The 24,933-nt window shown below is 58.7% G+C and carries 19 protein-coding genes, 3 tRNA genes and 2 pseudogenes; 13 read left to right on the top strand and 11 right to left on the bottom strand.

All coding sequences use genetic code 11. The annotated features are described in order from the left end of the window. The first annotated feature begins 668 nt into the window (after positions 1-668). From FOC67_RS01865 to FOC67_RS01845, 5 genes are read left to right on the top strand one after another with little or no spacing between them, the layout of a single operon-like run. Positions 669-1,100: a TIGR03757 family integrating conjugative element protein gene (locus tag FOC67_RS01865; protein ID WP_083842360.1), complete on the top strand. Its 432-nt coding sequence runs from the start codon at positions 669-671 to the stop codon at positions 1,098-1,100. Beyond that, entirely contained in the window at positions 1,100-2,038 is a 939-nt protein-coding gene (locus FOC67_RS01860; RefSeq protein ID WP_009316287.1) for a TIGR03756 family integrating conjugative element protein, read from the top strand. Before FOC67_RS01865 ends, FOC67_RS01860 begins: the two co-directional genes overlap by 1 nt. Positions 2,039-2,055: 17 nt before the next feature. Next, on the top strand, positions 2,056-3,438 hold the full coding sequence (locus FOC67_RS01855) for an integrating conjugative element protein (protein WP_003159687.1): 1,383 nt from the start codon (positions 2,056-2,058) through the stop codon (positions 3,436-3,438). Then, positions 3,438-3,809: a hypothetical protein gene (locus FOC67_RS01850; protein WP_009316286.1), complete on the top strand. Its 372-nt coding sequence runs from the start codon at positions 3,438-3,440 to the stop codon at positions 3,807-3,809. The genes FOC67_RS01855 and FOC67_RS01850 overlap by 1 nt, the downstream gene beginning before the upstream one ends. Then, on the top strand, positions 3,806-5,317 hold the full coding sequence (locus tag FOC67_RS01845; protein ID WP_009316285.1) for a conjugal transfer protein TraG N-terminal domain-containing protein: 1,512 nt from the start codon (positions 3,806-3,808) through the stop codon (positions 5,315-5,317). The genes FOC67_RS01850 and FOC67_RS01845 overlap by 4 nt, the downstream gene beginning before the upstream one ends. A gap of 36 nt (positions 5,318-5,353) precedes the next feature. Here the strand turns inward: FOC67_RS01845 and FOC67_RS01840 are convergent, their stop codons facing one another. After that, entirely contained in the window at positions 5,354-5,704 is a 351-nt protein-coding gene (locus FOC67_RS01840; protein WP_124136381.1) for a hypothetical protein, read from the bottom strand. 118 nt (positions 5,705-5,822) lie between these two features. Here FOC67_RS01840 and FOC67_RS01835 point away from each other — a divergent pair, with 118 nt between their 5' ends. Continuing rightward, positions 5,823-6,095: a type II toxin-antitoxin system ParD family antitoxin gene (locus FOC67_RS01835; RefSeq protein WP_003086148.1), complete on the top strand. Its 273-nt coding sequence runs from the start codon at positions 5,823-5,825 to the stop codon at positions 6,093-6,095. Between the two features lie 3 nt (positions 6,096-6,098). Next, positions 6,099-6,449: a type II toxin-antitoxin system RelE/ParE family toxin gene (locus FOC67_RS01830; protein WP_009316284.1), complete on the top strand. Its 351-nt coding sequence runs from the start codon at positions 6,099-6,101 to the stop codon at positions 6,447-6,449. 418 nt (positions 6,450-6,867) lie between these two features. Here the strand turns inward: FOC67_RS01830 and FOC67_RS01825 are convergent. Further along, positions 6,868-8,013 (bottom strand): annotated as a pseudogene (locus FOC67_RS01825) (serine hydrolase domain-containing protein). A 451-nt stretch (positions 8,014-8,464) separates the two neighbouring features. Between FOC67_RS01825 and FOC67_RS01820 the strand changes: the two are divergent. Beyond that, on the top strand, positions 8,465-9,103 hold the full coding sequence (locus FOC67_RS01820) for a DNA adenine methylase (protein ID WP_256679268.1): 639 nt from the start codon (positions 8,465-8,467) through the stop codon (positions 9,101-9,103). Further along, positions 9,103-9,936: a hypothetical protein gene (locus tag FOC67_RS01815; RefSeq protein WP_009316280.1), complete on the top strand. Its 834-nt coding sequence runs from the start codon at positions 9,103-9,105 to the stop codon at positions 9,934-9,936. The genes FOC67_RS01820 and FOC67_RS01815 overlap by 1 nt, the downstream gene beginning before the upstream one ends. Here FOC67_RS01815 and FOC67_RS29860 read toward each other — a convergent pair. From FOC67_RS29860 to FOC67_RS01795, 4 genes are all read right to left on the bottom strand, one after another. Next, complete coding sequence (locus tag FOC67_RS29860; protein ID WP_372242498.1) at positions 9,871-10,347, bottom strand: nitroreductase family protein; 477 nt, start codon at positions 10,345-10,347, stop codon at positions 9,871-9,873. The two genes, FOC67_RS01815 and FOC67_RS29860, sit on opposite strands and share 66 nt — an antisense overlap. A gap of 181 nt (positions 10,348-10,528) precedes the next feature. After that, positions 10,529-11,104 (bottom strand): 7-cyano-7-deazaguanine synthase, encoded by a 576-nt coding sequence (locus tag FOC67_RS01805; protein WP_234306258.1) that lies wholly within the window; start codon positions 11,102-11,104, stop codon positions 10,529-10,531. A gap of 26 nt (positions 11,105-11,130) precedes the next feature. After that, positions 11,131-12,342 (bottom strand): PfkB family carbohydrate kinase, encoded by a 1,212-nt coding sequence (locus FOC67_RS01800; protein WP_009316278.1) that lies wholly within the window; start codon positions 12,340-12,342, stop codon positions 11,131-11,133. A gap of 21 nt (positions 12,343-12,363) precedes the next feature. After that, on the bottom strand, positions 12,364-12,681 hold the full coding sequence (locus FOC67_RS01795; RefSeq protein WP_159068409.1) for a hypothetical protein: 318 nt from the start codon (positions 12,679-12,681) through the stop codon (positions 12,364-12,366). A gap of 237 nt (positions 12,682-12,918) precedes the next feature. Here FOC67_RS01795 and FOC67_RS01790 point away from each other — a divergent pair. Together FOC67_RS01790 and FOC67_RS01785 are read left to right on the top strand one after the other, a co-directional pair. After that, positions 12,919-14,353: pseudogene (locus tag FOC67_RS01790) on the top strand (IS1182 family transposase). Positions 14,354-14,648: 295 nt separating this feature from the next. Beyond that, positions 14,649-17,294 carry an ATP-binding protein gene (locus tag FOC67_RS01785; RefSeq protein WP_009316274.1) on the top strand — a complete coding sequence of 882 codons (2,646 nt, stop codon included), beginning with the start codon at positions 14,649-14,651 and terminating at the stop codon, positions 17,292-17,294. 168 nt (positions 17,295-17,462) lie between these two features. Here FOC67_RS01785 and FOC67_RS01780 read toward each other — a convergent pair whose 3' ends face one another. Continuing rightward, positions 17,463-17,924 carry a GNAT family N-acetyltransferase gene (locus tag FOC67_RS01780; protein ID WP_083842358.1) on the bottom strand — a complete coding sequence of 154 codons (462 nt, stop codon included), beginning with the start codon at positions 17,922-17,924 and terminating at the stop codon, positions 17,463-17,465. 391 nt (positions 17,925-18,315) lie between these two features. Between FOC67_RS01780 and mobH the strand changes: the two genes are divergently transcribed. Both mobH and xerC read left to right on the top strand, forming a co-directional pair. Continuing rightward, a complete protein-coding gene (gene mobH, locus FOC67_RS01775; RefSeq protein WP_009316272.1) occupies positions 18,316-20,235 on the top strand; it encodes a MobH family relaxase in 1,920 nt (639 codons plus the stop codon). After that, positions 20,232-21,515, top strand: coding sequence for a tyrosine recombinase XerC (gene xerC, locus FOC67_RS01770; RefSeq protein WP_009316271.1), 1,284 nt, complete (start codon positions 20,232-20,234; stop codon positions 21,513-21,515). The genes mobH and xerC overlap by 4 nt, the downstream gene beginning before the upstream one ends. Before the next feature lie 369 nt (positions 21,516-21,884). Here the strand turns inward: xerC and FOC67_RS01765 are convergent. From FOC67_RS01765 to clpB, 4 genes are all read right to left on the bottom strand, one after another. Continuing rightward, a tRNA-Lys gene (locus tag FOC67_RS01765) sits at positions 21,885-21,960 on the bottom strand. A gap of 10 nt (positions 21,961-21,970) precedes the next feature. Continuing rightward, positions 21,971-22,047, bottom strand: a tRNA-Pro gene (locus tag FOC67_RS01760). Between the two features lie 9 nt (positions 22,048-22,056). After that, a tRNA-Asn gene (locus tag FOC67_RS01755) sits at positions 22,057-22,132 on the bottom strand. Between the two features lie 234 nt (positions 22,133-22,366). Beyond that, positions 22,367-24,931: an ATP-dependent chaperone ClpB gene (gene clpB, locus FOC67_RS01750; RefSeq protein ID WP_003094682.1), complete on the bottom strand. Its 2,565-nt coding sequence runs from the start codon at positions 24,929-24,931 to the stop codon at positions 22,367-22,369. Positions 24,932-24,933 lie beyond the last annotated feature (2 nt).

The raw sequence follows: 24,933 nt of genomic DNA, 5'->3' as shown, positions 1-24,933 counted from the left end.
TAACTCAGTGAATACCCAGCTCATTGGGCGGCTTTCTTATCAGCTTCTCTGATTCAAGAACACGACCTTCAATTGGATCGCAGTTCAGCCGATTCAACCTCACACTCCCCTCTTCATTATCATTAACTCCGGAAAGCTTTTGCTCTCTCTCAAAGCAGTGCTGCCCAATCTCATCCGATCCACCTCCACCACCGACACACCCATAGATGAGAGCAATTAAAGAAAATAGAGAGAAGTACCTATATCCGACCCAACCACCCATCTTCATACTGCAAGAAAAATACAACATTTGCGTCACACCCTTGTAATTCTCAAGAGTTACCCTTCACCTAGAAAAACCCTACCCCCAATTTCGCTTCAGTTCTGTTTCAGAAGACAACAACTATCTAATTCACTAGTAGGAATCTCAGCGCAGCCTTCCTGCCTCTTAGCAACAAAAATAACTGTTTCGGCAGCGACTGCTCAGTCCGCGCAAACACCTGAATACGAGATGGCTTGGAAGCTCACTTCTACCTTATGAGTTACTAGGCCCCTCCTCTGCACCATGCGCCAACAACTCGCCCTTACAGCGGTAAAAAATACTCCGGCGACGTAGTGATGATTTCCTGCTGCTCTATCCCAAGCGATCCTGTCTCCTGTCTGTACCTTCCTCGAACCGGTACAGACCCATGCCTCTTCATCACTCTTCCCCTGGCCGGCGGCCACAAACGCTGGCCGTTGGCTTACTACTGGTACTGCTGAGCGGCGCGAGCCAGGCCGAAACCTGGGTCATCACCGACAAGGCTCATCCGGTCTCTGCCACCGGATCGTCGCGCGTTCTGTTTCTGGACGCCCAGGAACACCTCGAAGAGCAACTGACTGCCGCCTTGCCCCAGGATCCACAGCATGCTCAAGCGGCGTTTAAGCGATTGCTACAAAGCCCCGAAGGGCGCCGCCTGCAGGCAGAGCTGGTCAAGGCACAACAAGACGTCGCCGATGCGTGGAGTCTCGGTGTCGAGAAGATCCCTGCCGTAGTAGTCGATAGGCAGTACGTGGTCTACGGCGAACCGGATGTTTCGCGCGCGCTTGAGCTGATCGCCAAGGCCAGGAGGTCGCGCTGATGACCAGCCTCAACCTCCGCCGCCTGGCAGCGGCGGCCGCTACCTTCAGCCTCTCGTTCACGGCCTCGGCCGCGATCAACAGCGCTGCCATCGTCTCCTCCACCCTTTCCCCTCAGTGCCTCGAATACAAGGTCGTCGGGATCTGCTACTGGCTGCTCTGCGGCCCACATGGCTGCAAGGTGAAGACGTCGGTCAAGGTCCGCCACTACGTGCCTGACGCAGTCGTCTCCAGCTACGCGAATACCGGGAGCAACCCCTGGACCGAGGTGTCGGCGCTAGGCACTCCGAGTCCACTCGCTCAGGCCGGCAATGACGCGACCACCAACTACAAGGCCGAGAACAGCATCGGCCGCTTCAAGGAAGCGGATGTGATCGGCCATCCTGGCGGGGCCACGTTCAGCCGGTTCGCCAGCGCCTCTGGGTACGTTTGCCCTGGCGCCACCTTCCCGCTGGTGCCGTACTTCCTCAGCACACTGGACGCCATTGGCTGGCGGCATGGAATTCCCGAGCAGGTGTACCCCGAAGCGTTGGTCCCAGGGCTGCGCGAGGTGGGTGGAATCTTCTCCGGCGACATGTGGGGGAACCTCTATCCGCGCAGCGGATTCCTGCACCAGACCGACGACTACAAGACGGCAGCCGTCATCGCCCAGCGCGCCGGCGACATCACCACGCGAGTCGGCCAACTCCACGTCTACCTTCCCATGCGCGCAGCCCCCAAGGACGGCTACTGGCCGGCGGGCGAGCTGAAAGAAGGCGATGCCTCGACCGGGAAATGGCAGGAGCTGACCCCATCCCTGAGCCTCAACTGCGCGGTGTTTCCCAACTCAGGGCCGAAGACGCAAGCCGTCGACGGCGATTACGCCTGGGCGCTCTGGCGACCCTACTCCTGCTGCCAGCGCAAGGGGCAGGTCTTCCTCGGCAGTACCGACTTCCAATAAGGACACGGAGACGAATCATGCGAATGAACATCACCTCGGTCGCGCTGACGTGGCTGCTCGCAGCGCAACTTGCCCAGGCCGACGACCCGATCAACGTATCCAAGACCGGCACGGTGCTCAGCGACGAGGTCCTCTACAGCATTGGCGGCGGCAGTGCGGTGAGCATGGGCAGCGCCGGCCAGATGGACTCGATCGGCGTCGGCTTCGGCTGGAACAACGACATGATGTGCGGAAACATGAACCTGAGCACCACCCTGGAGAACCAGCTCAACGGTGCCACACAGGGTTTCCAGAACATCATGGGCTCAGTCATCCAGAACGCGACCGGCGCGGTCATGTCGCTGCCGGCGTTGATCATCCAGCGCGCGAACCCTCAGCTCTACAACCTGATCACCAATGGCATCCTGCAGGCGCGGATCGACTACGACCGCTCGAAAGGGACTTGCAGAGCGATCGCCGAGAAGATGGCTGACATCGCTGGCGAGCAGACCGGCTGGGGGAAAATCGCCGAAGGCCAGGCCCTGGGCGCCACGCTGGCCTCTGGCGGGAAAGACGCCGTATCCGCCCTCGAAGCAGTGGAGAAGAAGGGCGGTAACGATGGCGTAACCTGGGTCGGTGGAGACAAGGCCGGCGGCTCCGGCCAGAAGCCCATTCGCATCGTCAACGACGTGACCCGGGCGGGCTACAACCTGTTGACCAGCCGCTCGGTGAATGACTCGTCGAGCGTGCCTTCCGCCACTTGCAACAACGGCCTGGTCTGCAACACCTGGTCCTCCCCCCAGGAAGCCGCCGCATTCGCCACCCGGGTACTGGGGGAGCAACAGCAACAGACCTGCGAAGGCTGCCAGAAGACGGTGACGGCGGCAGGTGTCGGCCTTACCCCGTTGATCCAGGAGACCTACGACAAGAAGCTCCAGTCGCTGCAGGAGCTGCTGTCGAAGAGCAAACCACTGACTGCAGAGAACCTGGCTGCGGCCGGCACCGATGCTCTGCCAATTACCCGCGGCGTCATCGAGGCGCTGCGCGACGAGCGTGACCAGGACGTCCTGGCGCGCCGCCTGGCGTCCGATGTCTCCCTGATGGACGTGCTCAGCAAGGCACTGCTACTACAGCGCCTGATGTTCGCCGGCGCCAAGGAGCCCAACGTCGCCGCCAACGGCCTGGCCACCCAAGCCGTCGATCAGCAGACCAGCCTCCTGCAGCAGGAGATCTCGAACCTCAAGACCGAACTGGAACTCCGTCGCGAGTTGGCCAGCAATTCGCCCATGCGGGTCATCGAGCGCGGGCAACAGCGCGCCTCAGGGTCCAGCGGCGTGTTCGAGTCGGCGCCCGATGCTGATCGCCTCGATCGCCTGCAGGCCCCCTCTGCCGCCGGCGGCAAGTCGGGAGGGAGACCGTGATGGCAGATACGCTCACCAGCCGAAAGCTCCTCGGCCAGCTACTGGTCGGAGTGCTGATCGTCGTCGGTCTGGCAGTGGTCGGTACGCTGCTCAGCCTCTTCGCCCTGAACCACTTCGGTGGCATCCAGGGCCTAGAGGCCTGGCGGCAAAGCAACTACTGGAGTTTGTTCGCCTGGCGGGCGCTGCTGTACTGCGCCCTGGCCATCGCCTGGTTCCGGCTCAAGCAGCGCAAGTGGTTCCGGCTCAAGCAGCGCAAGGAACTGAGCGCGCATGAGCGGCAGCGCATTCGGCGGATCGAGGTCCTGGTGCTGTTGCTGGTCCTGCTCATCGAATTCAGCAAAGCGTACTTCCGTACTGGAGGCGCATCATGACCTTCATGACCAATGACTACCTGGAGTATTACCTCACCCTCCTCGGTTGGATCATCAACAACGGGATCTGGAACATGATCTCGGATACAGGGCTGTTCGCGGTGCCCTTCGTGGCCATTGTGATGCGTGAGTGGCTGAAAGTTCGCGGGGAAGGCGCCGACGAGGGCAACAAAGGCGTGCTGTCTCTGGCCCGCATCGAGACGCATATCTACGTCGGCTACATCGTGGTCGCGCTGGCGGGGATCCCAGTCGTCAACGTGAGCTTCGACACCATCGAGTTCGACCAGGCCCGCGCCCAGCAGTGCCAATACAATCTGCCGGCACCGGCGGACACCGGCTGGTCGAGCTCCTTCAGCAGCCTGGCCGGCAAGAGTGCGCAGATGCCGCTCTGGTGGGCGATGATGCACGCTCTGTCCAAGGGCTTCACCGCCGGCGCGGTCGCGGCCATTCCGTGCGGCACGGATCTCCGGCAGATGCGAATGGAGGTGGACAACACGCGCGTGAACAACCCGCTGCTGGCACAGGAAATCGCCGACTTCTCCAAGGACTGCTATGGCCCTTCCCGCGCACGGCTGTTCATGCGGCAACCCGATCTGGGCTCCGTCGCCGAGGACAACAAGGCGCTGCAGGACCTGAACTGGATCGGCTCCCGATTCCTGTTGAACACCCCGGGGTACTACGACACCGACTACTCCAAGACTCCACGGCAATCGTGGCCCTACAACACCACCCGCGACGCCGGCCTGCCTCAGGTGGGCGGTGGTGGCGGCTACCCCACCTGCAAACAATGGTGGGCTGACTCAGGGATCGGTTTGCGTGATCGGATCAAGAACCAGGTGGATCCGGACCTGATGACCAGCTTCCTCAAATGGGCGAAATGGATGAACCAGGACGAGGTGACCGAGGCAGTCATTCGCCAAGTGATTTCACCGTCCAGCCAGGTCAAAGGCAACGTCTATACCGACTATGGTGGGCAGGTGGGCGGTACGGTCTGGAACGGCATCGCGAGAACCGCTGGAACCTTCGGTGTGGCCCTGGGCAGTCTGGCCTACTTCCCGGCGATGGACATGGTCCGCCAGGCACTGCCGATGGTGATGTCGTTCCTGAAGATGGCCATGGTCATCTGCATTCCGATGGTCCTGGTCATCGGCACCTATCAACTGAAGGTTGCCATGACGATGACGGTCGTCTTCTTCGCGATGATGTTCGTCGACTTCTGGTTCCAGTTAGCCAGATATATCGATAGCACGATACTTGATGCTTTCTATGGTTCGGGGTCACCGCATCTTTCGTTCGATCCAGTCATGGGGCTCAATACGGCTACGCAAGATGCGATCTTGAACTTTGTGATGGGAGCAATGTTTATTATATTACCGCTACTATGGATTACTGCAGTAGGATGGTCCGGCATACAAACTGGAGCAATTCTTAATGGGCTAGCAGACGGAACCAGAGGGGTTCAAGAGGCAGGTGGGAAAGCTGGAGAAAGAATCGATCGTAGCGTGTAAAAAGGAGGGCGCGCAGCCCTCTTTTTACTAAACAACTCAGTCCCTGTGCTCTATATCCCTATATTCAACTCTGTGCCCCAGCCAATCTAGCTTGTAGCCAAATACATCTCGGCTATGCGGAGCCGTTGGCGTATCAGAGGACTTACTCAGCCGGGCAGTGTCCACCTTTGAAATTGCAAGCAAGACCAAAACAATGCAAATCAAGTTCAGAATAATTCCGGCCACCCAACTAAATGAAAAATATAGGGCAAGGGAAACTAATGCGAGCAAAACGAGCCGCTTGCCCCAACGACGAGCAGGCTGATCATCGAAAGCGATAAAGCGCACGGCAGCACCCAGTGCATACCCAGTCCGGGAGGCAAAACCCTTGTTAGTGCGCGCGTTCATTATCTATCTCCTAGCTCCCAGAGGGAGGCATCTTGCTATCATCTATACGCCGAAAAAGATGATTTGGCAAGCCTTATGGCATATTATGCCACTAGCTATCTGCCGACTGGAGTACCTCATGGCAACGCGAAACGTCGTCCTTCCCGATCCGCTGGAGCAGGATATCAACGAGCTGGTAGAGACCGGCCGCTATCAGAATCGCAGCGAAGTCATCCGGGCAGGGTTACGCCTGCTGCTGCAACAGGAAGCCCAGAATAGCGCCAAGCTCGAAGCCCTCCGCAACGCAACATCCAGTGGGCTGATGCAACTGGAGCGCGGCGAGTACGACGAGATCACCAGCGACGACCTGGCCCAATACCTCGACGAGCTCGGCAACCAGGCGAGCCACTGAAGCATGGCCAAGTACCGCATCTCCCATGATGCCCAAGCGGACATCGTCGATATCCTGCGCTTCACCCACAACCGCTTCGGCGATGCCGCGCGCCGACGTTACCAGGCACTCATTGGCGCAGCGCTGGAAGCAGTTGCGACAGACCCATTGCGGCTCGGCAGCATCAGCCGTGAAGAATTGGGAGCTGGCCTGCGCAGCATCCACCTCGTTTACTGCCGCTCGATGCCCAACGTCGGTAAGGTTGTTCGGCCCAGGCACTTCGTCTTCTTCCGGGTTGCGACTGACCAGGTGCTCGAGGTGGTTCGCGTGCTTCACGACTCCATGGACCTGGATCAACACCTGTCCCAACGATGAGCAGCACCAGCAAGAGCAAATGGCCCAAAAGGGAAATGAGCTTGAAAGGTGAAGGGAATGGTTCACAAGGGTAAAAGCCCTACCCGAAAGGGCCTGCCGGAAGGCAGAAATGGCTACGTTCGCACCGGCGAAAGGCAAGAAAGGGCTACCGGTTCATGCCCAGCAACAGGTTCTCTCATGACGATCCGCTAGCTTGATAGAGCGGTAGAAATCGGCCGTTTACTGCCATTTGCAAACTTCAACAATTCCGATCTGAAGGTGCGATGTCGATTGGAACAGAGAGCCAAGCCTCCCCCCTCTGAGCTACTCAGGAGAAGGAGGTGTTTTTGCGGGCCAATCCTCCCCATAACTGAGCCCTTCTACAACGCCAACCACACCCGGCGCTGACGACCACCACTCTTCCATACATTTATCTATTTCACAGCGCAGCATAGCAGCGCTCCGCCAATGCCCTGGGACGTGGATCCATCAGTACATGGCCGCCCATGGTGGTGGTAACGAAGGCGAAGCTCAGGTTCCGTTCCGGGTCGGCAAAGGCAACCGGTCCGCCGAGACCGACATGGCCGAACGCCTTTTGACCCATACGGTACGAGGCCGCCGGATCGGCAGCGTTTTCCAACATGCAGCCCAAACCGTAGCGCATCGGCCGGCACAGCGTCCGGTCGACGCCACAGCTTTGCTCCTGGTGAAAGTCGCGCAGCAGTTCGGCGCCGATGAGGCGTCCACCCAGCAGAGCGCTGTAGAAGCCCGCAAGGCCATGGGCAGTAGCATGGCTGCAGGCACCAGGTTGGTGGTAGGACCACCAGCGTGGGTCGCTGGTATTCTTCGAAGACATGCTCGGATTGGTGAACGCTAGGGTAGCGACATCCCCAGGTCGATTGACAATGATTTCGCGCAACTCCCGGGCGTAGCGTTCACCCTGGCGACCCGCGGCGTACTCGAAGTGAGCGATCCGCTGGAAATCCTCCGCAGCCACGCCCACATGCACTTCCAGCCCCTGCGGCCGGGTGATCCGCTCTTGGATGAAGGTCTGCGAATTCCTGCCGTCGACCCGCCTGATCAGTTCACCGAGGATCCACCCGTAAGTCGTCGCGCCGTACCCCAACTCCATCCCCGGAGCCCACCAGGCGGGCTCGGCGGCCACCGCCTCTACCATCGCCTCCCAGTCGTACATGATGGGGGTTCGATCTGGAGGACGCAGCGCGGGCAGGCCGCTGGTATGGCAGAGAACCTGACGCAGAGTAATTCGCTCCTTGCCGTTCTGCGCGAACGCCGGCCAGTAGGCGCACACTGGCACGTCCAGCCCCAGCCGGCCCTACTCTACCAGCATGAGCGCGGCCACGGCGGTAACTGGCTTGATCACGCAATAGGCGTTAACCAAGGTATCGCGCTGCCAGGGAACCTGCCCCCGCAGGTCGGCGACACCCGCCCATAAATCGACGACCGTCTCCCCTTCGACCTGTACGCACAGACCGGCGCCGCGCTCGGCTGGATTGTCGAAGATCGCTTCGAACGCTTGGCGGACCTCCTCGAAGCCACTTGCGCAGTGTCCTTTCGCTTCCATTGATGACCGCTCCCATCAAGCCGCAATGCCTTGAAACTCTATCGGCGAAGCGCTGGGGTGGGCTGACCCAGGTCAACCGGGGCTCGGCGTAAGCGCGCTCGACTCCCTGCCTGAACTCACAGTTGCCTACAGTCTGTGGGCGTGACCTCAGCGGGCAGCCTAGGATCTTCCGTCAGTGAGCCAGGGGTGGCTGGTGGTGGAAACCCGTGCAGTTCAGGCTGTTGTTCGTGGCGGGGCTTGGAGTCTGCATTACCACTGCAGCCATTGCGGCACGATCTGCCACCCTGTCATAAGAGCGAAGACGTATTGCCGTCGATTGGCCCAGTGAGTATTTCAGGCCGATAGCTACCCTTAGCTGTCCGTTCAGCCGTTATGCGTTGACAGCATCGTCATATCTGACGATGCTGGACGTATGAGATACCCAGGCGGAAAAGGCAAGTGCTACCAGCGCTTGATCAACCTGATGCCACCGCATCAGACATACATTGAGTCCCACCTTGGTGGCGGCGCCGTCATGCGCAACAAGAAAGCTGCGCAGCGAAACATCGGCTTAGATCTCGATGCTAAGGTCATCGAGCTTTGGCAGGCGAAGTTGCCCGGAACCTGCGAGCTCCATCAGGTCGACGCGGTGTCGTTCCTCGAAGGCTATGCATTCAAAGGTGAGGAGTTGGTGTATGTGGATCCGCCCTACGTTCCCGCAACGCGCCGGCGCGAGAAAGTCTACCGCTGCGACTACACCGAAGCTGACCACATTCGTCTACTGCGCTGCTTGGTCGCACTACCTTGCAATGTGATGCTGTCGGGCTATGACTGTGATCTCTACAACCGAGAGTTGCTCGGGTGGCGGAAAGTGAGTTTTCCAGCAAAAACCCACGTAGAAATGCGCGAGGAAGTGGTCTGGATGAACTTCTCCCCCCCTAGTCGACTGCACGACACCCGCTACCTGGGCGAGACCTTCCGGGATCGCCAGACCATTCAGCGCCGCCAAATCAGACTCCGCAATCGTATCGAGAGCTTGGATCCCATCGAGCGGCACGAACTACTGCGGTGGATGCAAGAGCTCTACAGCAACGACGAGGAGGCCGCCTAATGCAACTTGGCGCTATTTTCATGGACCAGGTGGTCTTCAATGTCGAGCTCCCCCACGCAGAGGCAGAGGTTCTTCCAGGCGTTCCGTGGGGTGCTATGGAAGCGTTCCCGACGCCAGCCTATTGGGCGTACCAGGTTTATGCCCGTCGGCTCACCGGCAACCGAATCAAATACAAGCTCGGCACCACGCTGAAAGAGGAAGTCGGTGCCTGCCTGCTGGGTGGCCATGGCATTCCTGCCAACGTCGGCATCGCTGCCTTCCATCACCTAAGAGAGCGTGGTGCTTTCGGCGAGAAGCCCCCAGCAGAAGAAGTCCTGATTGAGTGGCTGCTGGAGCCTATCGCGATCGACGGACGCCAAGTCCGGTACCGGTTCGCCAAGCAGAAGGCGCGCTATCTAAGCGCCGCGCTTCAGAAGCTTACTGCTGAACAACCGCCCCTTTCCTCGGGAAAGGAGCTTCGTGACTGGCTGCTGGATATCCCCGGCATCGGTTACAAAACCGCGTCATGGGTTGCCCGTAACTGGCTGGACGCCGACGATGTGGCCATCCTGGATATCCACATCCTGCGGGCAGGCCTCTTGGGTAAGTTCTTTGGGGACAACCTGACGGTCGAGCGCAACTACCTGGAGCTCGAGGAACAGTTCATCCGATTCAGCAAAGGGCTCGGGGTCAGAGCCTCCGAACTTGATGCGCTGATGTGGCTAGAAATGATGTCGTCCCCCTCTACGGTGCATAGCATCATGGGGATGGGTCACCGTAGTTCCGACTCAGCTGTTCGCGGCCGAACCAAGAAGCGCAAGACCAACTCCGACCAGCTTGCCCTGATCGGCTAAACCACTGGCCCATGGCTCTCCCGTGATGCCTAGCGGGCAGAAGTTGAGCCCCTGAGCTGTAGCCGCCAGAGCCATCACTCCAAGCAGAGCACCTGCATCGCGCCAGATCAGACTGCACCCATTCTGGTACTTGCTCAGGGTCTTACCAGGCTCGGCCAAGAATAGGAAACGGATTGCCTGACCACCTGCCAGAACCTGCAGGCTGAGATCGAACAGGCCTGCGAGCTTAGCAGATGCATGCTTGATTTCTGCGAGCCGGTGAACCCTAGGCACGTACAACCACCACCGGTCATCGCCAGGTCGTTTAACGACAACATGTATCGGGTGAATCGCACCTGCTGACGGTGCAGCTCGATGCTCCAGATCGAAACCAAGTTCCGAAGCACCCACTCCTCGCGTTCTGCAAGCCAACCAGAAAAATGCACCTAGCTGCTGATCATCGACAAAGCCGAACTCGCGATGCGACGCGCGCGTGTCTACGACCTCGCTGAACGACCGATCAGGAACACCCGCGGTAGATGGGAGTGAACAGGTCTCGCCCAGCTCCCACTCGATCGGAGTGTAAGGCTCAGGAGCACTCCTGAGCAGGGGATCAGCCAGGTCGATCCAGGTTGTAGCCGACCTCAAGGAAGACCTCCATGTACTTGTTGCAGCCGCGGCAGTTTCCGCATGCCAAGTGGGATTTATGGCAGCTGTGGGCCCAGGCCAAGAGCCTGGCTGGAATGCTCGATAGGCGCACGAGCTCAGCGGTTGAAAGCTCAATCGCAGGAGCCTCCACCACCATACCGCCCTCCTGTAGAGAGAGAAGATGGCTGATCGCAGACATGAACTCCGGCGAACCATCTTTGTGGAAGCCATCCGACTTCACAGTCCCTAGCCATAGGTGTGTCACGCCAAATGAAATCGCCTTCATTGCCCCCAGCGTGACTAGCATCTGGTTTCGATATGGCCACCAGTCCGAGGCTGGAGCCAGGGTGTCGGCCTGCGTGCCGGCCATATCCCCCGATCCCAGCTGTCGGCAGTCGATCTCGATTACATGGTGAGGAATATTCAGCTCCAAGCAGATCGTGCGCGAAGCCTCAATCTCTGCCTGAGCCGCCAGTTGACCGTAGTTAAGGGTGAAAGCGATGTCTGGCCGCTTCCACCAGGCGAGTGTCAAGGAGTCCATACCACCAGACAACAGTAACCCTGTCTTCATAGCTCTACCGCTTTCCAGACCATCTGATAGATTGCACTGACGTAGTCATCAGCCATAGTGCAGTCGGAGCCCTCCATCATCTTCTGATCCTGCTCGGACTCATTCTCCGCATAGAAAACGACGGGCTTGTTCAAAGCTCGAGCGTAACCAATCTCGAAAATCGTGCCCGAGTCCAGACCATCGCCTATCGCGAACAGTACATCGCAGTTGCGGACACCTTCGAGGTCTTTTTCTACAACGTCTTCTGCGGTGCCTAGGCCAACATCGTGGTAGGGAGAGAAAACCTCGAGACCCATGGCTTTCAGATCCCGGCGAGCCTGCCCGACCATCCAGAGTTCAGCGAGCGTGAAGAACGGACCAGCGAGGTAGACCTTCGGTATATAGCCATCGCGGTACCGCTGAGAGGGCTGCAGCGCCTTCGGCTTGAATGCGGCCAACAAGGCTTGATCGGGAAACCCCCGGCACTCGCAGTAGAAGGCTGTCGCGATGGACGCAATCGAAGCGGCATCGTGAGCAGAAAGGCCGTTGTCCAACCACGCCAACGCAAAGTGAGCAGCGAAGGTATCACCGGAACCGATCTTCCATACGCGCTCAGTGCGATAGGCCGGTACCGTGGAGATCTTGCCGTTGTCGTACACAAGGGCGCCCAGCGGCCCCATTTTGATGACAATAACGTCGGCGTTTTCTTGCTTAGCCAAAGCAGTCGCAATCTCCTCAGGGCGCAATCCGCAGGAGCCAGGCAACAACAAGTTGGCTTCGTGGCGATTCAGGACCAAGGCCAGATGTTTGGCTGTGGAGCCATTGGCGCTGAAGGATTCAGGCTCATCAGCGTTCTGGGGGTCATACACCGCAAAGTCCGCATTCACCACTGCGGTTCCATCGATCATGCCGAAGCGGAGGACCTTCTCTCCGCTTACCATCAACGTCGACCTGACATGAGTCCCATGTCGAATGTCGGGGTTAGCCAGACCATGGATGTATTCAAAAGTCACCCCTGCCTGAGCAGGTGCGCCATTGAATTTGAAGTCCTCAGCAGTTGCGCGCGCCTCTATAACTTCTTGGGTTCCGCTATCTACGCATGCGTGCAGTTCAGCTTTACCGCCAAAGCGGGCAATAGCCGTTGCCGCGCGTCCTGCCGATCCGTAGATATCGTCCCAGCCCGGGCGCATACACCGCTCCCGGTAAACGCCTCCTACGATGGTGATCATGAGAGCTCTCCTTGCTCGCGATTAGACGTGATACACCCGAACCCGCACTTGCCCGCCGCTGATGTTCAGTACACGAGCCTGGAACTGTTCGTTCTGGTTCATGCAGTTTCGCAGTTGGTTCAGGTGCGGGTCGACAATCCCACCTGCCTCAGCGCCATTCCACAGCGCAACAACGACCTGGTTACCACCTTGCCCAAAGGCAATGTCGAGAATATCGCCGACCTGCAGCCCTGCAATCACCTGAGCTTTCGGTGATGCAAGCTGGGTGTCGAACCGAAGGGTTGCACAAGAATCGCTGGGGCTATCTGGCCCCAGATAGCTACCGCCTGAACCGGACATATTGCATTTCCTTCTGCTAGTCGATTGAAGGACTTTAGGGATATCACAATGCACAGGCAAAGTGCCATTGACCACCCTCAATGGTGAATGGACTAATCGTGAGAGGCATGAATGCCGTCCCCGTAGTCACTGACCACCGCGACTTTGAGTGGCTGGCGGTGTCAGCAATCGGCCCGGCTGTGTAAAAACGTGGCTCGCACCCTTGCTGCTGCCGACGGTTTCATAGCGGGGCAGTCCGTGAAGCGTTTCATCCAGGACGAATGTCGAGGCCAAAGCACGCTGCTGCCCGAGAGCCTGGATGATTACGTGGCGGACACCAGTCCGGGACGGGTGGTCTATGTGTTCGTCGATGAGCTCGACCTTGGCCGACTAGGTTTCGACGGCGTGATCCCGGCGGAAACCGGTCGGCCCGCTTACCCTCCTGCTGTTCTGCTGAAGATTTACATCTACGGCTACCTCAATCGCATCCAGTCCAGTCGCCCCCTCGAGCGTGAGGCGCAACGCAACGTCGATCTGATGTGGCTGACCGGACGCCTGATGCCGGACTTCAAAACCATCGCCAACTTTCGCAAGGACAACGGCACGGCGATTCGTCGGGTCTGCCGGCAGTTCGTGGTGCTGTGCCAGCAGCTCGGTTTGTTCGCCGAAGCGCGGGTGGCTATCGACGGCAGCAAGTTCAAGGCAGTCAATAATCACGACCGCAACTTCACCAGTGCCAAGCTGCAACGGCGGATGGAGGAGATCGAGTCCAGCATCAGCCGCTACCTGACTGCGCTCGACACTGCCGACCGCCAGGAGCCGGCGGTGGCAAAGGCCCAGGCCAAGGCCGAACGCCTGCACCGCAAGAGCCGCCCTTAAAATCAAGATGCAGGAACTTCGGGATGTGCCGGCTTGAGGCCGCACCGGACAAACAGATCTCCCTGACCGATCCCGCCGCCCGCTCGATGATGACGCGCAGCACCGGCCTGGTTGATTACAACGTCCAGGCCTCGGTCGACACCAAACATCATCTGATCGTGACGCACGAAGTCACCAACGACGACGTCGACCGCAATCAATTGAGTGCCCTGGCCAAGCAAGCGCGGGACGCAATGGGCGTGGAGTCACTGTCGGCGATCGCCGATCGGGGCTACTTCAAGAGCGAGGAAATCCTCGCCTGCCACGAGACTGGCATCACCGCCTTCGTTACCCAAGGCCAAGACCTCGGCCGCCGCCGCAGCGGGTCGCTTTGGTCGCGATGTTTTCATCTACGACGCGGCCCACAACGAGTACCGATGCCCACCCAGCCGGAGAACGCCTGATCTGGCGTTTTGCGACGGTTGAGAAAGGCCTGAAGCTGCATCGTTAGTGGAGCTCGAACTGCCAGGGCTGTGCGTTGAAAGGTCAGTGCACAGCGAGCGCGCAGCGGCGAGTGAGTCGCTGAGAACACGAGTCGGTGCTTGACGCGATGCAGTCCCGCCTGAATCAGGCACCGGAGATGATGCGCATCCGCCGCCAGACAGTGGAGCATCCTTTCGGCACATTGAAGGCCTGGATGGGCGCCACCCACTTCCTCACCAAGACGCTCAACCGCGTGAGCACGGAAATAAGCCTGCATGTGCTCGCCTACAACTTCAAATGGGTGCTGAACCTGCTGGGCAATAGTGCGCTGATAACGGCAATGAAGGCCTGAAACCCCATCGGCAGCCCTTCGAACGCGTCGCACAGAATCGTGGAAGCAGCACTTGCCGAATCAACTGAATGCCCCGGATGGACACACCACGCGTCCAGGAGGCCGCTGGATATCGTTAAAACCAGTCCATATCCGGCTACCCAGCGCTCGCTGTGTTTTTTACACAGCCTGGGCTGATTGCAGCCGGTCACAGCTGACAGAAAACGGCCAAGGGCAGGCCATGGACCATGGACACCCTGCAAGGGCGCCGGTAACGTAACAGCTAATTGCCATGCTTCTTACAGTGGAGGTAGGGATGGCGTCCGCAGAACACGACTATCAGCATTTCATGCAATGGCTTCATCGACCTGAAGTCGAAGCGCCAGAGGATGTACGCCGATTTGCACGGCTGGTACTGGACGATTTTGAACGAGTTAGTGCCACTTCTCGTAATCGAAGTCAGCGGTCGGTGCATTTGGTCGACCTCGCGCGTCAGCGGCTCACTACAACCGATCCGGGGCGACCGCAGCTGGCCGCCATAGCTGGGCGAGCGGGGTGGAGTTGGCAGAGCCTGTGCCACCTCTCACTGGGGCCATTCCGGGGATTTCGCAATGCGGAGGCGTTTGATCTAACACGCCGTGTGGTGTTGTTTTATGGCCCCAATGGTAGCGGCAAGACTAGTCTTTGCGAGGCTCTTGAGTTTGCTCTGCTCGGGGCTGTAGACGAGGGGGCGCAAAAGCGAATTGATGCTGCTCAGTACCTCCGCAACATCTACGAGGGACGGTTTGCACCTCCTCAGTTGGAGGCATTAGATGCACATGGCCAGCGAGTTGCCGTTCAGGCAGATGCCGATGCATATCGGTTCTGCTTCATTGAGAAGAACCGTATCGACTCCTTTTCTCGGATCGCTGCAAAGCCTGCAGGCCAGAAGACAGAGTTGATCGCCGCACTGTTCGGCATGGACGACTTCAATGAGTTTGTGGGTCAATTTAACGAGTCGATTGATGCTCAGCTAACGCTTCACTCTGTGCAAGGTTTTGAACTTGCACGCAGACGGCAAGCAATCGTTCATGACAGCGAACTACTTGCAGACGAGCCGGCCAGTATTGCTGCATTCGATCAGGCTGAGCGGCAGTACGCCGAGGATTTCCAAGTCGGAATGACATATACCCAGTTGCAACAGGCGGTAGGCACTGCTGATGCCCCTGGTCGTTTACAGGCTTTGGTAGAAATACTGAACCAACCTGCGCCACCCTTGTACGGTATCCGGCAGCAGGACCTCCTTGGGGCATATCGCGCGGCAGATGAGACTCAAAATCTCGTCGAGGAGCTCTCTGGCCAGTTGGCGTTACAGCAGGACGATGCCGCATATCAAGACCTTTACACTGCGGTTCTAGAGCTGCAGGCACTGTCTCCAGACCAATGCCCTGCATGTGAGACGGCAATTGTTGGAGCAGTGCATGTACATGCAAATCCTTTTGTAAAGGCTGCACAGGGGCTGGAGCATCTTCGGGATCTGACTCAGCTCAAGCAGCGACACCAAGCGGCTATTGATCAGCGGCGGGTTGCTTCGGATGCATTGCGAGCGTTCTTCGCCAATTTTGCCCAGCGTGTCGGGGCTAGGGCTGATAGCGAACATGAAGTTCTACGCTATCTTGCAGATCCAGGTGTTCAACCCGGCACCACATGGTGGAGGGTCGGGTACACCCCAGTTGCCGGAGGTATCTCGCTGTCACAGCAGGTAGTCAATTACGCGCGCCAGCTCGAGGAGGCGGATGCCGTTACTCAGCAAAATCTTGAGCAACGTGCTCAACTGATTGCTGAGCGAGATCGTCTTACCAACGCTCGCATCGCACTGGCTGAGCATGCATTGCGACGCCTACAAGCTAGTGAAGCCATTGCAGCGGCTCGCCAGCGTGTCGAAGCCTTTGAAGCGCAGAACGCCGAGTTGATCGCTGCAGCTGCTGAGGAGGAAGCCCTCATTGCAGCAGAGCTGAGAATTCAAGCTGCCTACAACGGCTTTCTAGGCCGGCTGCGGCAATATCGCTCGGAGTTGCCGAGAACGTTGATGGCAGGTTTAAACAACTTGGCCATGGAGCTGTACAACGAATTTAATGTTCGTGACGCCGAAGAAGACAAGCTGGCTGCGCTACACCTGCCTGTTACCGGGGACGGTCGTATCGAACTGAGCTTCCGAGGCTCTACAGGCGCGCGCGTTGATGCGCTTCAGGTACTAAGTGAAGGTCATGTCCGGTGTTTGGGATTGGCCATCCTGTTGGCAAAAGTAGTCAATATCCAGGCACCTACAGTGATCTTCGATGACGCCATCAATGCAATTGACCACGAGCATCGTCAAGGAATTCGGGAAGCACTTTTTCAGAGCCAGCGCTTCGCCAATACTCAGATTATCGTGACCTGCCACAGCAATGAGTTCATCAAGGACATCCAGAACCATGTTGATCGTGATCAGTGGGTGTCTTACACCTTCCGTCACCACACTGGGGATCACCATCCGCGTGTCTTACGAGATGTGCCACCGCAAGCCTATCTCATAAACGCTAGGGCTGCTGTTGACCGAGGCGACCACAGAGGGGCGTTACAGCCGTGCCGACAGGCGTTAGAACTGCTTGCTAATAAAGTTTGGCGATGGCTTGGCCAATGTGAACTTGGTCAAATTAGCGTCAAGCTCACAGGTGTCGGAGATCAACCCACACTTCGAAATTTGTGTGAGGGTCTGCGTGCAAGGCTGCATGGTGCACGCACATTCGAGCATGCTGATAAGCAGCCAGTGCTGGATGTGCTGGAGGAGATTCTTGGAATACCTGAGCAGACCTTGTTATGGCAATACCTAAACAAGGGCACGCACGAGGAGCAGAACCGGGATGACTTTGATGAAGGTGTGGTCGAGCGGCTTGTTGTCCTTATGGAAGGGATGAACGCTTTGGCTCTGCGCGGCCGTTAAACTCAACCCAAGCGACCATAGAAACCCGGTGACAGGTTGCTAATGGCCGCTTGTGGCCGATTGCTGCTGCTGGCGAAAGGCAGTTACAAGCCCCATAGCAGACGCTCAGACGCAATTCACTCGCCCTACCGCCCACGACTGTTAGAGCTGAAGTCTGTTTGGCAAATCTCAATAATGTTTTAACTTTATTTCAAGGACTTCATCACCGTACTCATCCTTTTCTCCTGTCGGGCTCCATCCTAGGCGTCGGTAGAAGCCATAAGAACGAACGTTGGGATCACTGGAGCAAGACAAAAATAGGCGATGAAACTCATGTTTTTTTAGTTCCTCGATCACCATCGCGAGCAGCCTTTTGCCGACTCCTTGACCTTCGTATTCAGGTAATAGGGCCAAAACGACAATTTCACCAGTGTCTCGATCTCCAAAACAATAGCCAATCATCTGCCCTTCCGCAGAGGCAATGAAACCAGGGCAACTGCCATCTTGGATACCCTTGCTCCAAGATTCGACAGTAATACCGAGTTCACGCAACTCTTCTTCTGAAAATGCATTTTCTCGCGTTAAGCCTCGGATATTTATACACAAGGCAGCGTCATCGGGCTTGGCAGGGCGATAGATCAGGAGTGTCATAGGATAGCACCGTAGTGAGAGTGTATTTATTATTCAGAGGGTAGGAAATATGCGATGGAAGTATCCGATCCGATGTTCATTTTCTTCAAATTTTTCGCAATGTCCATCAATTCAATATATTTGAATGTGGTTTTGCTCCCCTTCTAATCGATACGGCCATTAGCGGGTGACCGCTTTTGGCCGCTTGCTGCCAGTCAGCATCGGGCTCGGATTTACATGCACTCGAAATCGCCATGCACCTCAATGATGTATGCTGAAAAGATAGCGAGACCCTGCATGAGGATGGCACATTGCCAACAAAATACCCTTCTCCGCTACCGTTGTTTTATCGTTGTTGCCAGCCCCTGATCTAGCGGAAAAGCCCGCTCCATGAATCGTCATGGAGCCTCCCATGTTTCAACTCCTTTCCTGGATATCCAGGAAGCCGTCCCCCACCCCAACAACCAAAGCTGCCCCAGGGGGATTCCTCCCTCCTCTGAGCAGCATGGAACTGCTCGGCACGCCTCGGCGCCGGCAGCTACTGGAGAATATCTGGCAGCGTGCCTCGCTGTCCAAGCAGCAATTCGAGGAGATCTACCGGCGGCCATTGGCCAACTATGCCGAGCTGGTCCAGCAACTCCCTGCTTCGGAAAACCATCACCATGCCCATCCAGGCGGGATGATCGATCACGGCCTGGAGATCGTGGCCTACGCACTCAAGGTACGGCAGACCTACCTGCTCCCGATCGGCGCAGCGCCGGAGTCACAGTCAGCCCAGGCTGAAGCCTGGTCGGCCGCCGCGGCGTATGGCGCCCTGGCTCACGACATAGGCAAGATCGTCGTCGACCTGCAGGTTGAGCTACAGGACGGCAGCACCTGGCACCCTTGGAACGGACCGATCAACCAGCCATACCGTTTCAAGTACGTGAAGTCCCGCGAATACCAGCTCCACGGCGCTGCCTCAGCACTCCTCATCCACCAACTGCTACCGCGCACTGCACTCGATTGGCTCAGCCGCTTTCCAGAGCTGTGGGCTCAATTGATCTACCTGTTCGCTGGGCAGTACGAGCACGCCGGGATCCTCGGCGAGATCATCGTGAAGGCAGACCAGGCCTCAGTTGCACAGGAGCTAGGAGGCAATCCGGATCGAGCTCTGGCTGCACCGAAGCAGTCGCTGCAGCGGCAGTTGGCAGACGGCCTTCGCTTCTTGGTGAAGGACAAGTTCAAGTTGAATCAACCTAGCGGCCCGTCCGATGGATGGCTGACCCAGGACGCACTCTGGCTGGTGAGCAAGCCTGCAGCCGATCAACTGAGAGCCTACCTGCTGGCCCAGGGTATCGAGAGGGTGCCCTCCTCCAACGCGCCGTTCTTCAACATGCTCCAGGACCAAGCCGTCATTCAGACAAATGCCGAGGACAAGGCCATCTGGACGGCCACGGTAGACAACGGTGCTGGATGGAGAAACAAGTTCACGCTACTCAAGATTGCTCCAGCCTTGATCTGGACAGATGCTGCCGAGCGCCCCTCACCCTACAGCGGATCACTGGTCGTTGAAGATGGAACCGCCTCAACGGAAAAGTCAGAAACGACCTGTGAAATTCCCAACGAACCGGTTGAACAGCAGCAAGCACCAGAAGCCAAGATGACGCTCCGCCAACCTGCGCCGAGTGTTGCGAAACCGTCAAACGAAATGCGGGCGATTGCGAAGCCCTCAACTGATGACCAGGAAGAAACAGGCGATTTGTACGCGCTTCTTGGTAATATCACTTCGCCACCAGAAGAGCTAGACACTAGCCACGACTCATCGGCTGCTTCTCCTACGAATACTCGCGGGGAGGAGAACCTACGGCAGCCACTAGGGATCAAGGAGCCAACAGATTGCGCTCCTGAAGCAATTGAAGATGTATTTATGCCTAGCAGAAGCACTGATCTGGGACAGGGATTCGTTGGCTGGATGAAATCTGGCATCGCGGCCCGTCGCCTGTTCATCAACGACACCAAGGCTTTGGTGCATACCGTCGACGGGACCGCCATGCTCGTCACGCCAGGAATCTTCAAGCGTTATGTCCAGGAGCATCCGGAGGTTGAAAAGCTGGCCCAGGCCAAAGAGACCGCCGGCTGGAAGCTGGTGCAGCGCGCGTTCGAGAAACAAGGTCTTCACCGAAAGACCAGTAAAAACCTGAACATCTGGACCATCAAGGTTTCTGGTCCTCGCAAGACGAAAGAGCTCAAGGCCTACCTGCTCCAGGATCCCAAATTGCTGTTCCCTGAGCAGCCTCTGGACAACCCAAGCCTCACGGTCATCACCGATGCCGAAGGAGGTGTGGAATGACGCCGCAGCAGCTCACCGAGGAGTACATCTTCGCGCACGATCTCCGGGAAGCCAGCGCGAAGATCTACCGCGCCGCGACCAAGGCGCTGCTCAAGCACTTCGGTCCTACGGCAACCGTACAGAACGTGGACCACAGGGCTGTCCTGGGATGGCGGCGCAAGGTACTGGAACAAGGCCTGTCGAAGCGGAGCTGGAACACGTATTCGAATCATCTGCGAACGATCTGGGGCTATGCCATCGAGCACGAGCTGGTGACACATTCCCAAGTCAACCCGTTCAGAAAGACCACCGTCATTCCCCCCAGGCGAGCAAGCAAAACCGTCGCCGCCGAAGCCATCCTGCGCGCCCGCAATTGGCTCAACATGCAGGACGGCGCCGAGCGCTGCACCGGCGAACGCGCACGGATCACACCCGCCTGGTTCTGGCTTTGCACGTTCGAGGTCTTCTACTACACCGGCATCCGGTTGAATGCGCTGCTGTGCATCCGCAAGCGCGATATCGACTGGGATAATCAACTGATCCTCATCCGCGGCGAGACTGAGAAGACTCACAAAGAGTTCGTAGTGCCAATAACGGAGGGGCTTGTGCCTCACCTATCGAGGCTCCTGCAAGAGGCCGATAGAGCCGGATTCGCCGATGACGACCAGTTGTTCAACGTCAACCGGTTCTCACCGCACTACAAGAGCAAGGTGATGAACTCCGACCAGGTCGAAGCCATGTACCGGAAGTTGACCGAGAAGGTTGGGGTGCGGATGACCCCGCACCGTTTCCGGCACACCCTGGCCACCGACTTGATGAAGGCACCCGAGCGGAACATCCACCTCACGAAGTGCCTGCTCAACCACTCGAATATCCAGACCACGATGAGCTACATCGAGGCCGACTACGATCACATGCGTGCCGTGCTGCATGCTAGAAGCCTGGCCCAAGGCGCGCTGGAGAATGTCAGGAAGGTGGATTACAGCGGCTCCCCGCAAGCCTCTGCCAAACCGAAGCCATGCGGGCAACCTCTCGCTCGAGTGAGTGAAGCGCCGCCACCGGAGGTCAGGACAGAGCCTGCAGAACCAGTGGAGCACACGCCAGGGACAGGCATTCAGGGAGGTCCAACCGCGTGGGAAGCAGAAGCGCTACCACAGCCACCTGACACCTTCGAGCAAAGCGTGCTGTTCACTCTGATGGCTCAACACTTATCGAACCGTGCCGCCTCGGCATCCGCGGCTCCCGCTGCAACAAGCGGATCTGGTGGATGGGGATCTGCCGCCCGAAGCAGTCTCGCCTAGCGATACCGGTACTGAGGGGCCGGCTACCGGACGAAAGGTAGCCGCGCCTCCCAGCAGATCGCTAGGCCTGTAGGAAGAATCTGGAATTACCGAGAGCGCCTGGATTCCAGCGCCTGCATGTTGGCAGAGCCGCGCAATTTCAAGGCCAATACCACAGTACCCTCTGTAATCGCTGATTACGTCGGGGGTGCATTGCTACGCCTGCAGAGTGGTTTCAGGGCTTTAGAAACAGAAAAGCCCACCTTGAAAGGCGGGCTATTCCATATTGACATCACGTCAATGCGGGCCTAATGTTCGGCCCAGACGGCTGCAAGGCTAGAACGGTGCAACACCCCCTTCCTAGACCTACGCAACTCGCCCCTTGGAAAATGGTGGGTCGTGTAGGATTCGAACCTACGACCAATTGGTTAAAAGCCAACTGCTCTACCGACTGAGCTAACGACCCAAGTATGAGGTGGTCGGGGTAGAGAGATTCGAACTCCCGACATCCTGCTCCCAAAGCAGGCGCGCTACCGGACTGCGCTATACCCCGATTGGAAGTTGGCTCCGCGACCTGGACTCGAACCAGGGACCCAATGATTAACAGTCATTTGCTCTACCGACTGAGCTATCGCGGAACGTCTTTCTTCCAACCCTGGACGCTTCCGGTGTTGCTGGATTCGCGTCTCAGAGGCGCGCCATTTTACGGATGCGCGCGGGCATGTCAACCCTCTGATCCAAAAAGTTTTTCTTCTTTTTCCACGAGCGACAAAACGGCCCTTCCACTGCATGCGGCAGCGCTCTCGCGCCTACCGGACGCCCATGAAAAAGCCCCGCCGAAGCGGGGCTTTCCCTGTCCGCCCCCGAAGAGGTCAGGCGAAGACGATCTCGTCGCCTTCCACCTTCGCCGAGATACTGGCACCCGGCGCGAATTTGCCGGCCAGGATCAGTTGCGCCAGCGGGTTCTCGATCCAGCGCTGGATGGCCCGCTTCAGCGGGCGTGCGCCATAGACCGGGTCGAAGCCGACGGCAATCAGCTTGTCCAGCGCCTCCTGGCTCAGTTCCAGGCTCAGCTCGCGCTCGGCCAGGCGCTTGCGCAGGCGACCGAGCTGGATCTCGGCGATGCCGGCGATCTGCTCGCGAGCCAGCGGCTCGAACACCACCACTTCGTCGATCCGGTTGATGAATTCCGGACGGAAGTGCGCATTGACCGCGTCCATCACTGCGGCACGTTGCGCCTCGCGGTCGCCGGCCAGCTCCTGGATCTGCGCCGAACCGAGGTTGGAGGTCATCACCACCACGGTGTTGCGGAAGTCCACCGTACGCCCGTGACTGTCGGTCAGGCGTCCGTCCTCGAGCACCTGGAGGAGAATGTTGAATACATCCGGATGGGCCTTCTCCACCTCGTCCAGCAGCACCACCGAGTAGGGCTTGCGGCGGATCGCCTCGGTCAGGTAGCCGCCTTCCTCGAAGCCGACGTAGCCCGGAGGCGCGCCGATCAGGCGGGCCACCGAGTGTTTCTCCATGAACTCGGACATATCTATCCGCACCAGCGCCTCCTCGGTATCGAAGAGGAACTCGGCCAGCGCCTTGCACAACTCGGTCTTGCCCACCCCGGTCGGGCCGAGGAAGAGGAACGAGCCGCTCGGCCGGTTCGGATCGGCGAGGCCGGCGCGCGAACGGCGCACGGCGTTGGACACGGCGACTACCGCCTCGTCCTGGCCGATCACTCGCCGATGCAGCTCCTGCTCCATGCGCAGCAGCTTCTCGCGCTCGCCCTCGAGCATCTTCGACACCGGGATACCGGTCCACTTGGAAACCACTTCGGCGATTTCCTCGTCGGTCACCTTGTTGCGCAGCAACTGGTTCTCGGTCTTGCCGTGCTGGTCGACCATCTGCAGGCTGCGTTCCAGGTCCGGGATGGTCTGGTACTGGATGCGCGCCATGCTCTCGAGGTCGCCCTTGCGCCGCGCTGCCTCCATCTCCTGCTTGGCCTGCTCGATCTTCTGCTGGATCTGCGCCGAGCCCTGCACCTCGGCCTTCTCGGACTTCCAGATCTCCTCGAGGTCGGCGTATTCGCGCTCGAGCTTGACGATATCCTCCTCCAGCTTGGCCAGGCGCTTCCTGGTGGCTTCGTCGTCTTCCTTCTTCAGCGCCTCGCGCTCGATCTTCAGCTGGATCAGCCGACGGTCGAGACGATCCAGTTCCTCCGGCTTGGAGTCGATCTCCATGCGGATGCGGCTGGCGGCCTCGTCGATCAGGTCGATGGCCTTGTCCGGCAGTTGCCGATCGGTGATGTAGCGGTGCGACAGCTTGGCCGCGGCGATGATCGCGCCGTCGGTGATGCTCACCCCGTGGTGCACTTCATAGCGTTCCTTGAGGCCACGGAGGATGGCGATGGTGTCTTCCTCGCTCGGCTCGTCCACCAGCACCTTCTGGAAGCGGCGCTCCAGCGCAGCATCCTTCTCGATGTACTGGCGATACTCGTCGAGGGTAGTAGCACCGACGCAGTGCAGCTCGCCGCGCGCCAGAGCCGGCTTGAGCATGTTGCCGGCGTCCATGGCGCCTTCCGCCTTGCCGGCGCCGACCATGGTGTGCAGTTCGTCGATGAACAGGATGACCCGGCCTTCCTGCTTGCCCAGTTCGTTCAGGACCGCCTTCAGGCGTTCCTCGAACTCGCCGCGGAACTTGGCACCGGCGATCAGCGCCCCCATGTCCAGGGCCAGCAGGCGCTTGTCCTTGAGGCCGTCCGGCACTTCGCCGTTGATGATGCGCTGGGCCAGGCCCTCGACGATGGCGGTCTTGCCGACGCCGGGTTCGCCGATCAACACCGGGTTGTTCTTGGTCCGCCGCTGCAGGACCTGGATGGTCCGGCGGATCTCGTCGTCGCGACCGATCACCGGGTCGAGCTTGCCTTCCTCGGCGCGCTTGGTCATGTCGACGGTGTACTTGTCCAGCGCCTGGCGCGACTCCTCGACGTTCGGGTCGTTCACCGCTTCGCCGCCGCGCAGGTTGGCCACGGCATTCTCCAGCGCCTTGCGCGACACGCCCTGGCCGAGCAGCAGCTTGCCGAGCCTGGTGTTCTCGTCCATCGCGGCCAGCAATACCAGCTCGCTGGAGATGAACTGGTCGCCCTTCTGCTGGGCCAGGCGGTCAGCCTGGTTGAGCAGGCGTGCGAGATCCTGGGACAGGTTCACGTCGCCGGTCGGGCTCTGGATCTTCGGCAGCGCGTCGAGTTCTTTGTTGAGGCCGCTGCGCAGGGCGGCGATATCGAAGCCGACCTGCATCAGCAGGGGCTTGATCGAGCCGCCTTGCTGCTCGAGCAGGGCGGAAAGCAGGTGCACCGGCTCGATGGCCGGATGGTCATGGCCAACGGCCAGGGACTGGGCGTCGGAGAGCGCCAGTTGCAGCTTGCTGGTCAAACGGTCTATTCGCATGG

Source organism: Pseudomonas sp. FDAARGOS_761, assembly GCF_013343155.1.
Classification (GTDB): Bacteria; Pseudomonadota; Gammaproteobacteria; order Pseudomonadales; family Pseudomonadaceae; genus Pseudomonas; species Pseudomonas aeruginosa.
Note: the sequence above shows the minus strand (reverse complement) of the source record. Positions and strands in the feature narration are given on the sequence as shown.